The organism is Devosia sp. P2_G7 (genome assembly GCF_056403495.1).
Window position 1 is genome coordinate 63,674 of sequence record NZ_JBFUFI010000001.1, and the last position, 13,313, is coordinate 76,986.

18 protein-coding genes and 1 tRNA gene are annotated in these 13,313 nt (G+C 65.4%); 12 read left to right on the forward strand and 7 right to left on the reverse strand.

Annotated features, from left to right (window positions below; translation table 11 throughout):
- Window positions 1–15: 15 nt before the first annotated feature.
- Window positions 16–447, reverse strand: a complete 432-nt coding sequence (locus AC1DWU_RS00360) for a MerR family transcriptional regulator (protein ID WP_477147965.1) — start codon at window positions 445–447, stop codon at window positions 16–18.
- Between the two features lie 73 nt (window positions 448–520).
- On the reverse strand, window positions 521–1,873 hold the full coding sequence (locus tag AC1DWU_RS00365; RefSeq protein ID WP_477147966.1) for an MATE family efflux transporter: 1,353 nt from the start codon (window positions 1,871–1,873) through the stop codon (window positions 521–523).
- Window positions 1,874–2,186: 313 nt separating this feature from the next.
- On the opposite strand from AC1DWU_RS00365, the gene AC1DWU_RS00370 reads away from it, so the two are divergent.
- From AC1DWU_RS00370 to AC1DWU_RS00390, 5 genes are all read left to right on the forward strand, one after another.
- Window positions 2,187–2,888, forward strand: a complete 702-nt coding sequence (locus tag AC1DWU_RS00370; RefSeq protein WP_477147967.1) for an SDR family oxidoreductase — start codon at window positions 2,187–2,189, stop codon at window positions 2,886–2,888.
- Window positions 2,889–3,019: 131 nt separating this feature from the next.
- Window positions 3,020–3,691 (forward strand): AzlC family ABC transporter permease, encoded by a 672-nt coding sequence (locus AC1DWU_RS00375; RefSeq protein WP_477147968.1) that lies wholly within the window; start codon window positions 3,020–3,022, stop codon window positions 3,689–3,691.
- A complete protein-coding gene (locus AC1DWU_RS00380) occupies window positions 3,675–3,983 on the forward strand; it encodes an AzlD family protein (protein WP_477147969.1) in 309 nt (102 codons plus the stop codon). The genes AC1DWU_RS00375 and AC1DWU_RS00380 overlap by 17 nt, the downstream gene beginning before the upstream one ends.
- Before the next feature lie 47 nt (window positions 3,984–4,030).
- A complete protein-coding gene (locus AC1DWU_RS00385) occupies window positions 4,031–4,618 on the forward strand; it encodes a hypothetical protein (RefSeq protein ID WP_477147970.1) in 588 nt (195 codons plus the stop codon).
- 96 nt (window positions 4,619–4,714) lie between these two features.
- Window positions 4,715–4,799, forward strand: a tRNA-Leu gene (locus AC1DWU_RS00390).
- A 35-nt stretch (window positions 4,800–4,834) separates the two neighbouring features.
- Here the strand turns inward: AC1DWU_RS00390 and AC1DWU_RS00395 are convergent.
- Window positions 4,835–5,191 (reverse strand): hypothetical protein, encoded by a 357-nt coding sequence (locus tag AC1DWU_RS00395; protein WP_477147971.1) that lies wholly within the window; start codon window positions 5,189–5,191, stop codon window positions 4,835–4,837.
- 107 nt (window positions 5,192–5,298) lie between these two features.
- On the opposite strand from AC1DWU_RS00395, the gene AC1DWU_RS00400 reads away from it, so the two are divergent.
- Together AC1DWU_RS00400 and AC1DWU_RS00405 are read left to right on the forward strand one after the other, a co-directional pair.
- Window positions 5,299–6,171 (forward strand): DUF72 domain-containing protein, encoded by an 873-nt coding sequence (locus AC1DWU_RS00400; protein ID WP_477147972.1) that lies wholly within the window; start codon window positions 5,299–5,301, stop codon window positions 6,169–6,171.
- An 88-nt stretch (window positions 6,172–6,259) separates the two neighbouring features.
- Window positions 6,260–6,769: a disulfide bond formation protein B gene (locus AC1DWU_RS00405; protein ID WP_477147973.1), complete on the forward strand. Its 510-nt coding sequence runs from the start codon at window positions 6,260–6,262 to the stop codon at window positions 6,767–6,769.
- A gap of 3 nt (window positions 6,770–6,772) precedes the next feature.
- On the opposite strand, the gene AC1DWU_RS00410 is transcribed toward AC1DWU_RS00405, so the two are convergent.
- From AC1DWU_RS00410 to AC1DWU_RS00420, 3 genes are all read right to left on the reverse strand, one after another.
- Window positions 6,773–7,330: an HNH endonuclease gene (locus tag AC1DWU_RS00410; RefSeq protein WP_477147974.1), complete on the reverse strand. Its 558-nt coding sequence runs from the start codon at window positions 7,328–7,330 to the stop codon at window positions 6,773–6,775.
- Window positions 7,331–7,425: 95 nt separating this feature from the next.
- The gene (locus AC1DWU_RS00415) at window positions 7,426–8,070 is read right to left on the reverse strand and encodes an alpha/beta hydrolase (RefSeq protein WP_477147975.1); all 645 of its coding nucleotides are present in this window, start codon (window positions 8,068–8,070) and stop codon (window positions 7,426–7,428) included.
- Window positions 8,070–8,714, reverse strand: a complete 645-nt coding sequence (locus AC1DWU_RS00420) for a DNA-3-methyladenine glycosylase family protein (protein WP_477147976.1) — start codon at window positions 8,712–8,714, stop codon at window positions 8,070–8,072. Before AC1DWU_RS00420 ends, AC1DWU_RS00415 begins: the two co-directional genes overlap by 1 nt.
- A gap of 30 nt (window positions 8,715–8,744) precedes the next feature.
- On the opposite strand from AC1DWU_RS00420, the gene gluQRS reads away from it, so the two are divergent.
- Window positions 8,745–9,590 (forward strand): tRNA glutamyl-Q(34) synthetase GluQRS, encoded by an 846-nt coding sequence (gene gluQRS, locus AC1DWU_RS00425; RefSeq protein WP_477147977.1) that lies wholly within the window; start codon window positions 8,745–8,747, stop codon window positions 9,588–9,590.
- A gap of 153 nt (window positions 9,591–9,743) precedes the next feature.
- Here the strand turns inward: gluQRS and AC1DWU_RS00430 are convergent, their stop codons facing one another.
- A complete protein-coding gene (locus AC1DWU_RS00430; protein ID WP_477147978.1) occupies window positions 9,744–10,694 on the reverse strand; it encodes an NAD-dependent epimerase/dehydratase family protein in 951 nt (316 codons plus the stop codon).
- Window positions 10,695–10,805: 111 nt separating this feature from the next.
- On the opposite strand from AC1DWU_RS00430, the gene AC1DWU_RS00435 reads away from it, so the two are divergent.
- The 4 genes from AC1DWU_RS00435 (at window position 10,806) to AC1DWU_RS00450 (ending at window position 13,267) form a co-directional block, all read left to right on the forward strand.
- Window positions 10,806–11,702: a LysR family transcriptional regulator gene (locus AC1DWU_RS00435; protein WP_477147979.1), complete on the forward strand. Its 897-nt coding sequence runs from the start codon at window positions 10,806–10,808 to the stop codon at window positions 11,700–11,702.
- The gene (locus tag AC1DWU_RS00440; RefSeq protein WP_477147980.1) at window positions 11,699–11,893 is read left to right on the forward strand and encodes a twin transmembrane helix small protein; all 195 of its coding nucleotides are present in this window, start codon (window positions 11,699–11,701) and stop codon (window positions 11,891–11,893) included. The genes AC1DWU_RS00435 and AC1DWU_RS00440 overlap by 4 nt, the downstream gene beginning before the upstream one ends.
- A gap of 88 nt (window positions 11,894–11,981) precedes the next feature.
- Window positions 11,982–12,578, forward strand: coding sequence for a cob(I)yrinic acid a,c-diamide adenosyltransferase (locus tag AC1DWU_RS00445; RefSeq protein WP_477147981.1), 597 nt, complete (start codon window positions 11,982–11,984; stop codon window positions 12,576–12,578).
- A complete protein-coding gene (locus AC1DWU_RS00450; RefSeq protein WP_477147982.1) occupies window positions 12,578–13,267 on the forward strand; it encodes a rhomboid family intramembrane serine protease in 690 nt (229 codons plus the stop codon). Before AC1DWU_RS00445 ends, AC1DWU_RS00450 begins: the two co-directional genes overlap by 1 nt.
- Window positions 13,268–13,313 lie beyond the last annotated feature (46 nt).

Here is a 13,313-nt window from a genome sequence, read left to right on the forward strand (position 1 = left end):
TCGATGGCTCCACTGTCACCGCCCGGCGCTTGCCCGGCGCGTAGTTGTAGGCCGTTCTCGGCGCTCTGGGAGTACTGCGTCATATTCCTTCATCCTCTTGGTCGTGCCCGCATAGCCGGCGATCTTGGTGTCGAGGACGGCAAGGCAATCGGTGAGTTCCACGAGGCGGGCGCGGACGCGCTCGCGATGCGTTTCCAGCATCTCGCGGCGCTCCGTTTCCGTAGGCGCGCCGCGCTCGCGGAGGCCTGCATAGTGCAGCATGTCCCGGATCGGCATCCCGGTCGCCTTCAGGCGGCCGAGAAACTCGATCCAGGTGAGGATCGACGCGTCGTAGTCGCGTTGCCTCGATTGGTTGCGGTCAGCGTAGGGCAGCAATCCGATCCGCTCATAGTAGCGGATCGTATGAGCCGTAAGTCCCGAACGCTTGGCCAGTTCACCGATCTTCATGATGCCTTCCTTGCCACGACGCGCCCAAGGCTAGGAGTTCGAGCGCGCTCTAAGTCAAGGGGCATGAATGTGGCTAGACCAGCGCCGTGATTTCCTTTTTCCGCCACCAGCCGAAATAGTAGGTGGCCTGGAAAGTGAGCAGCGCCGTGAAGCTGAGGCAATAGCCCCACCACACGCCATCGAGCCCGAAGAAGTGGCTGAGCGTCAGCGCCGCCGGCACCTCGACGAGGATGATCGCCGCCAGCGACAGCGCCATCGGGATCCACACGTCGCCCGAGGCGCGCATCACTGCCGAGAACACCGAGCCCCAGCCGAAGACGAGGCAGCTCCACAGCACAATATGCAGCAGCCGCTCGGCAACCTGCACTACTTCCTCGTCGGTGATGAACAGCCGCACCAGATGCTGCGAGAACAGGTACGCAATCAGCACCAGCGCGCCGGTGACGATGAGGTTCATCAGCAACGCCGTGCGCGTCACCTTCTCCACGTCGTCGAAGCGCCGCGCCCCGATCGCCTGTGCGGCGAAGATCGAGGCGGCGATGCCGATCGACATGGCCGGGAACTGCACATAGCTCATCACCTGGTTGACCGCGCCATAGGCCGCCGTGGCGCTGGAGCCGAAGCGGTTGATGATGCCGACGATGACAATGGCCGACATCGACGACACCACCATGGAGACGCCGGCAGGAATGCCGAGCTTGAGGATCAGCCCCAGGAGCTTGAAATCCACCTTCAGGTGCCGGAACAGCTCGGCGTCCGGCGCCATCGGGCTCTTCCGGGCATTGAGGTAGAAGTAGAGGAAGATCAGCACCACGACGAAGCCGGCGATGAACGCCACCGCAGCCGCCAGGACGCCGATCTGCGGCAGGCCGAACCAGCCCTGGATCAGCGCCGGCGTCACCACCAGCCCCACGCCGATCGAAAAGATCAGCGTCAGCAGTGGCGTCACCGTGTCCCCGACACCTCGCAGCATCGAGGTGATGAGGAGGAAGATGAAGAAACCCGGCATGCCGATGAGCACGATCCGGCCATAGGCGGTCGCCTGCGCCACGATATCGGCCGGCGCGCCCAGCAGCTCCATCAGGTTCTGCGCGAAGAACCCGCCGAACACCGCGACGACGAGCCCCATCAGGAAGCCGACGGTCAGCGTCGTGCCCGTCACTTCCTTGATCTTGAGGATATTCTTGGCGCCCCACGCCTGCCCGATCAGGATCGAGGCGCCCGAGGCGAGCCCGATCACGAACGAGATGAGGAAGATCATGATCGGGAAGAACACCGAGACGGCGGCCAGCGCCTCCACCCCGATCATCTGCCCGATATAGATGTTGTTGATCGTCCCCGACAGCGACTGCAGGATGTTGCTGGCCATCAGCGGAACGAGGAAGACGAGGAACCGCTGCCAGAGCGGCCTAGAGAGATTGTTCATCGAATTAACTCCGAAACCCACAAAGTATGCGACGGCGTTGGGCCCCAAATGACCAGCGGCCGGTCTGTCGACCGGGTCGCGAGGCGGGCCACTTCACATCTCAGCTGAAGATGCAGGCGGGTCGGAGCACGATGGGGTATGAACGCACGGGCGATTGTCTAGACCCGCCCCGCCTGCCGGTCAACGCCCGGGCGCTTCAAGCCGGCCAGCACCCGGCGCGTCATCGCCGCGCTGGTCCCCGATCACCAGGGCGAATAGATGCGATCAACAACTCTCATCACCGAAGTGCTGCGCCTCGTGTAGCGTGCCGCCCATGATCAAACCCGTCGCCATCGTCACCGGAGCCGGCCAGGGCATCGGCGCCGCCATCGCCCGCGAGCTCGCGTCCCGCAACTACGAGCTGGTACTGTTCGCCCGTTCCGAGCAGGTCGAAGCTGTTGCGGCCGAACTCTCCGCCACCGCAGTCCGCGGCTCGCTCACCGAGCCCGCGGACATCGAGCGCCTCGTCACCACCACGCTCGACACCCACGGCCGTATCGACGCCGTGGTGAACAATGCCGGCCACGTCCCGACCGGCGACATCGGCACCATGGCCGACGATGCCTGGCAGGACGGCTTCGATATGATCGTCCTCAACCCGGTCCGCCTGATGCGCCTCGTGACCCCTCACTTCCTGGCAAATAACCATGGCTCAGCGGTGAACATTTCGAGCTTTGCCGGCAAATCTCCCGACCTCGCGATGCCCATGTCGTCTGCTTTACGGCCCGCCCTCCAGACTTGGACCAAGCTCTACGCCGACCGCTACGGCCCCAACGGCATCCGCATGAACGCCGTGCTGCCCGGCTTTCTCGACAACTACGACACCGTCGAAGCACGCCGCCAGAAGATCCCCGTCGGCCGCTACGGCGAGCTACAGGAACTGGCCAAGGTCGTGGCCTTCCTCCTCTCCGACGACGCGTCCTACGTCACCGGCCAGAGCCTCCTCGTCGATGGCGGCATGACCCGCGCGCTCTAACCGGCATCACCGCGATAAATGGAGACAATCACCAGATGTCATCGCGCGCAGCGCTCGATCTGAGGTAGTTTCCGCTCATGCATGCACCCGCCCCCCACAGCGGACCCGCGCACTTCTGGCTCGGCGTCCGCATGTTCTTTCCTGTTGCCATCTCCATCGCCGCCTATGGCGTGGTGTGGGGCGTGCTCGCCGGCCAGGCGGGAATGAGCGTGCTCGAGGTACTGCTGATGAGCGGGCTGGTGTTCGCCGGCGCCAGCCAGTTCGTCGCCCTCGATAGTTGGACGCCCGGCAATCTGCCCATCCTCGCCATCGTCATCACCACCGCTATCGTCAATCTCCGCATGCTGCTGATGACGGCAACGCTGCGACCGCTGACCACCCATTTCTCGCCGCTCCGCGCCATCTTCTCGGTCTATCTGGTTGCCGACGAGAACTGGGCCATGACCATGGGCGAGGTCGCTAAGGGACGCGGTTCGGTGGCCTTCCTGATCGGTTCGGGCTTCTGCTCGTGGATCGCCTGGGTCGGCTCGACGCTGGCCGGCCGCCTCCTCGGCTCTGTCATCGACGACCCGACGAAGTACGGGCTCGATTTCGCCTTCACTGCCACCTTTCTCGCGCTGCTGCTCGGCATGTGGAAGGGCAAGGGCGATCTGATCCCCTGGCTGGTGGCCGCGCTCGCCGCCATCGTCTCGGCGAAACTGATCCCGGGCAACTGGTACATCATCATCGGCGGCCTGCTCGGCAGCCTCGCGGGCGCGATCGTTGAAACACGCAAAGGCAGGACCAATGTCGATCTCGCTTGAGGCCCTGATCACCATTCTGGGGATGACGGCGGTGACCTTCGCGATCCGCGCCGGTGGACTGCTGCTGGCTGACCGCCTGCCCCGCACCGGCTTCGTCGCGAGCTGGATGAAGCACATCCCGGCCGCCGTGCTGGCCTCACTCGTGGCGCCCGCCATTGCCGGCGGCGGCCCCGCCGAGGGCATCGCCGCAGCAGTGACGCTCGTGGCCTATGTGCTCAGCCGCAGCCTCTTCGTCGCCATGGTGGCGGGGGTGGGCGCGGTATTCCTCGCTCGGCTCGCATTGGGCGGCTGAGGAACGCCAAGCCTTCTTGCTCGTTGTAGCGACAACAAGGAGGTCACATGCACACGATCATCGGACAGTTCGACAGCTACGAGCACGCCGCCGCCGCCGTGCATGCCCTGCACGAAGCCGGCATCTCCCACACCGACATCAGCTTTGTCGCCAACACCCCGCCCGACTATGAACCGGACGACGTCGGCGAAGGCGCCACCACCGGCGCCGAAGTCGGCGCCGGACTCGGCGCAGCCGGCGGCCTGCTCGCCGGCCTCGGCATCATCGCCATTCCCGGCCTCGGCCCCGTGGTCGCCGCCGGCTGGCTGTTCGCCACCGCCGTCGGCGCCATCGCCGGCGCTGGGGTTGGAGCCGCGACCGGCGGCCTCGTCGGCGCGCTGACCAGCGCCGGTGTCTCGGAGACCGAAGCCCACGTATTGGCCGAAAACGTCAAGCGCGGGGGCGCCATCGTCAGCGCCCGCGTCGACGAAGCCCACGCCGGCCCGGCCGCCGCGATCCTGCGCTACGCCGAAGGCGTCGATCCCTCAATCGAGCGCCAGGCGCTGGAAGCCGAAGGCTGGACCGGCTTCGACGAAGCCGAACCCCGCCCACCCCGCCGCGCCGACGACTATCCCTACGTCCCACCAATCGTCTGACGCGACAGCAGGTCCTGCAATGCTCGGCCGGATGCTTGCGGCTGTCGAAGCCTGAGGGTTGCACGGCAAACGGCACAATGGTACGGGCATGCCGTTGCCCCTGTGGTGGAATTGGTAGACGCAGCGGACTCAAAATCCGCCGCCGCGAGGCTTGTCGGTTCGAGTCCGACCGGGGGCACCAATCATCTTTTCTGACGTGAGCCGCCGCTCCGCTGGCTATTGCGGCGTCAGGTTCTCGGTGCCTGTGCAGGGCTGCCCGGCAATGGTCCACAGCCCCTGCATCGAGCCGTCATCCATCACCTGGTAGATCACCAGCCCGATCGCCTCGCCCATGACATAACCGGCCGAGAACGCGTTGCCGTTGCGCATGCAGATGCCCTGCGACGTCGACGGACCTGTGGTCCAGTAGATCTCGCAGGTCGTGTCACTAGTGAGGACGATCTTCGCGGTGCCGCCATAGCTCGAGCCGTTGAGATTGGTGCCCTCGACCGCGTAGTTGCCGCCGATATCCTGCGCCAGGGCCGGGCCTGCAAATGCCATCACCATGCCCGCCAGTAGAAGTATCCGACCCATTTCATGTCCCTCGGTTTGTACGCTCGGCGCGTACACTAGGGCCGGCCGCTCTGGACTGACAATCGGGGGCGACGCAGAGTGGCGATCACTTTGTCACGGAGGATTCGATGGCTGGAACGATCAGGCTCGGCACCGCCGGTTGGGTGTTCGAGCCGTGGCGCAAGAGCTTTTATCCAGACGGCCTGAAGCAGAAGGACGAGCTCGCATATTCGAGCGCGCGCCTGGGCAACATCGAGATCAACGCCACCTTCTATTCGCACCAGAAAGCCGCGAGCTTCGAGAACTGGGCCGGCCAGACCCCTGACAGCTTCATGTTCAGCGTCAAAGGCCACCAGTTGGTGACCCACATCAAGCGGCTGAAGGACGTCGAGCAGCCGCTGGCCAACTTCTTCGCCTCGGGCGTGATGGCGCTTGGCGCAAAGCTTGGACCGTTCTGCTGGCAACTGCCGGGCAACGTTACCTACGACGCGGCGCGCATGGAGGCGTTCCTCGCGCTCCTGCCTCGTAGCCCGGACGCACTGCTGGCGCTGGCTGCCAAGGCCGATGGGCTGAAGAACCCACCCTTCCTCGATGCCACCGGCATCGGCAAGGTACGCCACGCGATCGAGGTGCGGCACAAGAGCTTCGCCGATCCGCGGTTCATCGCGCAATTGCGTGCCCACAACGTCGCGCTCGTCGTCGCCGACACCGAGGACTGGCCCTATATCGACCAGACCGCCGACTTCTCCTACGCGCGCCTGCAGGGCGCACCGGGGAAAGAGAGCTATTCGCTCGCCGAGCGCGATACCCGGGCCGGCTGGCTCAAGGCGTGGTCCGAGGGCAAGCCGGTCGCCGACGGTTCCTACGTGACCGGCGCCGAGGCAAGCCCCCCGCCGCGCGACGTGTTCGCGTTCTTCGTTTCGACCGACAAGGAGCACGCCCCGGACAACGCCCGTGCGGTGATGGCCACGCTCGGCCTCAAGGGCCCGGCAGGGGACTGAAACGTGAGTGACGATCTCGTGACCCGGCTTAAGTTGACTTGCGGCGCGCTCCCCAGAATATGGCGCGCATCCGCACCGGAGCGTCATCGTGACCACTAGCCTCACTCAGGATCGTCCACGCCTTCTGGCGACGATCGCCTTCGTCCTCGCGCTCGCCACCATCGCCGGCGCCTGGGGCTCGCAGCTGTTCGGCGGGCTTGTCCCGTGCGAGCTCTGCCTCGAGCAGCGCCTCGCCTACTATTGGGGCCTGCCGCTGCTGGCGCTGATCCTTATCCTGTGGCACCGCTTGCCGCGGGTGGTCTTCTACACCGCGATGGGCATCGTCATTGCCGTCCTCGGCTGGGGCCTCTACATGGCGACCTACCATGCCGGCGTGGAATACGGCTTCTGGCCCGGCCCCACAGCCTGCACCGGCACCGGCGTCGACGTCAGCTTCTCGGACCTGACGAACATCAACGCCGCCAAGGTCGTCCCCTGCGACAAGATCCAGTTCAGCATGTTCGGCATTACCCTTGCCGGCTACAACGCGTTGATCCTCGTGGCGGTAATCGCCATGCTGGTCGGCGCAATGCTGTCGAAGGGCCGGAAGGCCGCCTGAGCCTTACGGCTCCAGCTCGATGTCCCAGTAGAGATAGTCCAGCCAACTCTGGTGCAGGTGGTTGGGCGGGAAGGCGCGGCCGTTATTGTGCAGGTCGTGCACGGTCGGCTGGAACGGCTCCTGCATCGGGAACATCTTGATCTCGCGCGGCAGCCTGTTGGCCTTGCGCAAGTTGCACGGCGCACAGGCGGCGACCACGTTCTCCCAGGTCGTGCGGCCGCCCTTCGAGCGCGGGATCACGTGGTCGAAGGTTAGGTCATCGCGCGTGCCGCAATACTGGCATTGGAATTTGTCGCGCAGGAAAACGTTGAAGCGGGTGAACGCGGGGTGCCGCGCCGGGCGCACGTAGTCCTTGAGCGAGACGACGCTGGGCAGCAGCATCTCGAAGCTCGGAGACTTGATCACCCGGTCATAGTTGGAGACGACGTGGACACGATCAAGAAAGATCGCCTTGACCGCGTCCTGCCAGGACCAAAGCGACAAGGGATAGTAGCTGAGTGGCCTGTAATCGGCATTCAGCACCAGAGCGGGGCTATTCTCAAGCGACACATGTACCGTCACTTGTCGCCCCCTGATCGGGAATCGCGGCCAGTCATGATCAGCAATATTCTATGCCGACTGTGACAGCGCTGTGAAGCGCGATTCGATCAGTCGATTCAGGTGCTTTGCGCGAGCATGAAGGACGTGGCGAAATCCAGCCCGTCGGGGGCAATTCCATGCGCCGTGCCGGCCGAAATGTGGAGCCCGACATCGTAGCCCGCCGCCGTCAGTTCGGTCGCCGCCTGCCGGCTGAGCGCCGGATCGACCACCTGGTCGATGTCGCCATGGATCAGCGCCACCGGCGGCTTGTCGGCAGCGGGAAAGCTCTCGGCCGGAACGAACGCCCCGGAGAACGACACGATACCGCGAACCGGCTGCGGCAACGCCGTGCCGATATGCAGCGCCATCATCGCCCCCTGCGAGAAGCCGATGAGGAATGTGTCGGCGGGCTTGATGTCGGTTTGCGTCCAAAGGTCGGTAAGGAACTCGATGATGACAGGCGCGGCGTTCTTCGCGCCCTCGATGCGGCCGGCGATGCGATCGACGCTGAGTGGAAACCACTCGAAGCCGAACGGGTTGCCGGCGCACGGCGTCGGCGCGTTCGGCGCGATGAACAGCGCATCCGGCAGCAGCGGGCCCCAGTGATGGCCGAGCCCGATCAGGTCGCTGCCATCGGCGCCATAGCCGTGCAGCAGGATCACCGCCTGCTTGGGGGCGCCACCGCTCTTTGGCGGCAGCATCGGGCCGGAGAGCTTGGCCATCAGATCGACAATCCTTCCTTGTTCCGCACGGCGCGGTAGTAGCGCCACAACAGCAATGCGGCAGTGGAGCGGTGCGGCGACCAGCGCCGCGCCATGTCGATCAAGTCCTTCACCGGCGGCTTGCCGTCAAGCCCGAACGCCCACTCCGCCGCCCGCTGCAAGGCCACGTCACCGGCCGGAAAGATGTCCGGGTGGGCAGCCGAGAACATCAGGTAGATCTCGGCGGTCCACGGCCCGATGCCCTTGAGCTTGGTGAGCGCGGCTATGGCGTCGTCGGCCGGCAGCTCGGCCAGATGCGCGAAGTCGACGCTGCCCGCGGCGATCGCCTCCGCCAACCCCCGCAGTGTCCGATACTTGCCACCGGATTGCCCCGCGCCTCGAACCGCCTCCTCGCTGAGCTTTAGATACCCCACCGGATCGAGCGCCCCCTCAAGCAGCGCGAACCGCGACCAGATCGCATCGGCGCTGGCAGTCGACACCTGCTGTCCGGTGACGATCCGCGCCAGCCCCTCGAAGCCGCCGGGCGAGCGGCGAATCTCGAACGACCCAGCCCTGTCGGCAATGGCGGCAAGGCGAGGATCGAGCTGGATGAGGGCGCCGAGGTTGCGCTGCAATGCCTCCGGCGTATCGAGACGGTCTGTCAAAGAAATATCCTTACGTGCTAGCACTTTGCCATGCTCAAACCCGTCCTCCGCTTCGCCCCCAGCCCCAACGGTTTGCTGCATCTGGGGCACGCCTATTCGGCGCTGTTCACGGCGCTATGGGCCGAGAACCTCGGTGGCCGGTTTCTCGTCCGCATCGAAGACACCGACATAACCCGAAGCAAGCCGGAATTCACCGCCGCGATCTTCGAGGACCTGCATTGGCTCGGCCTCGAGTGGGAAACGCCGGTGATGCGCCAGTCCGAGCGCTTCGATGAGTACGCGGCCCAGGCCGACCGCCTGAAGCGCCGCGACCTGCTCTACCCCTGCTTCTGCTCACGCACGGAGATGGCCGCCGTGTCGGCCGGCGTCGACCCCGACGGCGCGCCGCTCTATCCGGGCACCTGCCGGCACCTGTCGCACGACGAGGTCAGCCAGCGCTTCGCCGAGGGCCGCGAGGTGCAATGGCGGCTGAAGACCGACGAGGCAATGGCGCTAACCGGCATCCTGCCCTACACCGTCGCCGCGCCGACCCCGATCGATCGCCCGCAGATCCGCTACGCCCGGCCCGAGCGCTGGGGCGATGTCGTGCTGCAGCGCAAGGGCACCCCGACCAGCTATCACCTGAGCGTGGTGATCGACGACGACGCGCAGGGCGTCACCCATGTCACCCGAGGCCGCGATATGGAGGCCTCGACCGATATCCACGTGCTGCTGCAGATGCTGCTCGGACTGCGCTCGCCGATCTACACCTTCCACAAGCTGATCCTCGACGACGAGGGCAAGAAGCTCGCAAAATCGAAAGGCTCCACATCGCTGCGGAGCCTTCGCGAGGCGGGCCGGACGCCGGAGGATGTTCGGCGGGAGCTGGGGTTCTAGGCCGGCTGACCCGGAGCTAGCCGACCCCCACCCCTGTCCCCTCCCCCTAAGAATGGGGAGGGAGATCAAAACATCAGCACCTCAATAGGCGTCTCCCTCCCCCTGTTGAGGGGGAGGGGACAGGGGTGGGGGTCGGCCCGTACCGGACCGACCTCAAGCCGCCAGCTTCTCCTCCTTGAAGAACGGCGCCACGGTCTCAGCGACTGCTTCGCCGAACGGCGTCGCGAAGTCCGGGCCGAGGATCGCGTCCAGCCGAGCATCCCTGAGCTCCATTTGGTTCTCCCACAGGTAGGCCATCTTGCTGACTGCCCGCATCAGCGGATCGACCAGGCCGACCACATTGAACAGCACCCGCGGGAACACGCCGACCTTGAGCTTCACCGGAGCCGCGGCGACCGCGGCCTCGGCCATCTGCTCCGGCGTAACGTAGTTGCCTGCAAAGTGGAAATTCTCGAAGGTGCCGAACTCCTTGCGGTGCCAGGCGAGCTTCTCGAAGGCCCGGCCCAGGTCCGGCAGATAGGCCCAGGAGTGGCCGACGCCAGGCACGCCCATCATGGCGAATTTGCCCTTCTTGGCCTCGCGCAGCATGGCGAGATCGAACCAGTCGAACGTGCTCTCCGGCCCGTAGAAATCGCCGGCGCGAAGGATGATCGCCTGGATGTCGCCGCGCTTCGCCGCCGCCTCGTACATCGCCTCGACCCGCACCCGGATCTCGCCACGCGGCGTCTGCGGGTGCTGCTTGAGGTCCGGCGTCACCAGCCGGTCGGTGGCGGCGTAATTGTAGATATTGCCCGGGAACAGCAGCGTCTTCCTGCTGGCACCCAGTGCCGCGATCACCCGCTGGTTCTGCGCTTCCATCCGGCCCTGGTCCCACTGGTGGTAGGGCAGGTTCAGCGCGTTGACGACGACGTCGATCTCGCCGATCGCCGCCCGCATCGCCTGGAGATCCTCTGCATCCCCCTTGATGAAGCGGACGCCGGCGATTGGTTGCTTGTTCGAGCGGCCGAACCCGGAAACCTCCCACCCTGCGGCGACGAACGCCTTGGCGATGTGGTGGCCAACATGCCCGTTGATCCCGAGGACGATGACTTTCTGCGCAATCATTTGCTTGCTCCTTGCTGGTGATGAACAAGGTAGGCACAACACCCGCGTTGATGAATTGGACAAGATCGTTCGCTTGCCATACATAATTGAATGGCACGGAGGCCTTGAACGATGCCCGATCCAGACTGGTCGTTGTGGCGCAGCTTCGGCGCGGTCGTCGAACGCGGCTCGCTCTCGGCTGCCGCTCGTGCCCTCGGCCTCAGCCAGCCCACTCTCGGCCGCCACGTCGAGGCACTTGAGCAAGCACTCGGCATGAGCCTGTTCGAGCGCACCCTCACTGGCCTCCGCGCCACCGACACCGCGCTGAAGCTCTACGAGCCGGTGCTCGCCGCGCAACAGGCGCTGGCCGAAGCGACGTTGATCGCTGAGGGAGCCAGCGCCGCGCTGACCGGTTCGGTCCGCATAACCTCGAGCACAGTAATGTGCCATTACGTGCTGCCGCCGTTCCTGCGCGATTTGCGCGAAGCCTTCCCGCAGGTGGCGATCGAGCTCGTGCCGTCGGACTCGGCGGAGAACCTGCTGCTGCGGGAGGCCGACATCGCGGTCCGTATGTTTCGCCCCACCCAGCTCGAGCTGATCACCAAAAAGCTCGGCGAGAGTCCGATCATCACCTGCGCCCACGAGAGCTACATCACCAGGCGCGGCAGCCCCGAGCGCCCCGAACAGCTGATCGAGCACGACCTCATCGGCTTCGATCGCTCGGACCTGTTGACCAGCGCCGCCCGCCGCATGGGGTTCGAGCTCAGCCGCAACGACTTCATCGTCCGCACCGACAGCCAGACCAACATCTGGGAGCTGATGAAGGCCGGTCTCGGTATCGGCTTTGCGCAGCAGGTGATCGTCGAGCAGACACGCGGCATGGTGCCGCTCCTGCCCGATTTCCGCCCGCCACCGCTCGAAGTGTGGTTGACCACCCACCGCGAACTGTTCACCAGCCGTCGCATTCGTGCCATCTATGACCGACTGGGCGAGGGCCTCAGCCGCTTCCTCGCAGGGACCCCGCAATGAACATCACCGGCATTATCACCATCGTCGCGCTCGCCGCGGTCGCCATCATCCTCGGCATGGGGCTGTGGAACATGTTCCGTGGCGGCGACCCCAATCTCAGCCAGAAACTGATGCGCGCCCGCGTTATCGCGCAGGCAGTGGCCATCGTGGTGATCCTCGCGGCGCTGTTCTTCTTCGGGCGGGGTAGCTAAAGGAGCGCCGGAAAGCCACGCTGAAAATAGCTTCGCCCTGACACACCGCCTGCGCTAGCTTCACGCCTCTGACTCGCGGCGGAACGACATGGTCAAGATCAACAAGATTTACACCCGCACCGGCGACGACGGCACCACGGGGCTGGTGCGCGGTCCGCGCCGTTCCAAGGCCGACCTCCGCGTCGAGTGTTTCGGCACCGTTGACGAGGCCAACAGCTTCATCGGCATGGCGCGCCTCAATACCGGCTCGATGCCCAAGCTCGACCGGCTGCTCGCCCACATCCAGAACGACCTGTTCGACCTCGGCTCCGATCTCGCGACGCCTGGCGCCGATCCGGCCGGCGCGCCGCCATCGCTGCGGATCACAACGGCCCAGGCCGCGTGGATCGAGCAGCAGATCGACCACTACAACGAAGCGCTGAAGCCGCTGACCAGCTTTGTCCTCCCCGGCGGCACGCCACTCGCGGTGGCGCTGCACCTCGCGCGCACCGTAACCCGCCGCGCCGAGCGGCTGGTGGTCGAGCTGATCGCCGCCGAGCCGGACGTCAACAACGCCGTACTCGTCTATCTCAACCGCCTCTCCGACCTGATGTTCGTCATGGCGCGGGTGGCGAACGCCAACGGCGAGACCGACGTGCTGTGGACGCCAGGAAAGTACAGCGCCGATCCGTCCTCGCGCGGCTGATGTTCATCCCGCTTCACGACCGCAATCCGGTCCGGCACATCAAATTTGCCTACGTCAATTACGGGATCATCGGGCTCAACGTGCTGGTGTTCCTGATCCAGCTCGCCCATGGCAGCGGACTGGCCTTCGACGAGTTCGCGCTGAGCTACGCCGCGGTGCCGGCCTATTTCCTGCAGCCCAATGCCCCCGATCGGCTGCCCTTCCTGCCCGACGGCTTCTCGCTCGTCACCTACGCGTTCTTCCACGCCGACTGGCTGCACCTGGGCAGCAACATGCTGTTCCTCTGGGTGTTCGGCGACAATATCGAGGACGCGCTGGGCCACGTGAAGTTTGCGCTCTTCTATCTTGCCTGCGCCGCGCTCTCGGGCCTCGCCTACATCCTCTTCGCCATGGGCACCTACACCTGGCTGATCGGAGCTTCGGGCGCCGTGGCCGGGGTGATGGGCGCCTACATCGTCCTCTACCCGCACGCCCGGGTGTACGTGCTGCTAGGGCTGGCTATCCCAATCCCCCTGCCCTTGCCGGCGCTGTGGATGCTCGGCGCCTGGGCCGTGGTTCAGGTGTTCTATCTGGTCGTCGGCGACACCAGCCCGGTGGCCTGGTCGGCCCATATCGGTGGCCTGATCGCGGGCGCGGCCCTCTGCGTGCCGCTGAAGCGACGCGACGTCACGCTGTTCGGCGGTCGCTAGCGAACACGCATAGACAAGGTCAAAGTGGGCAGCGGCTGCTGTTCGG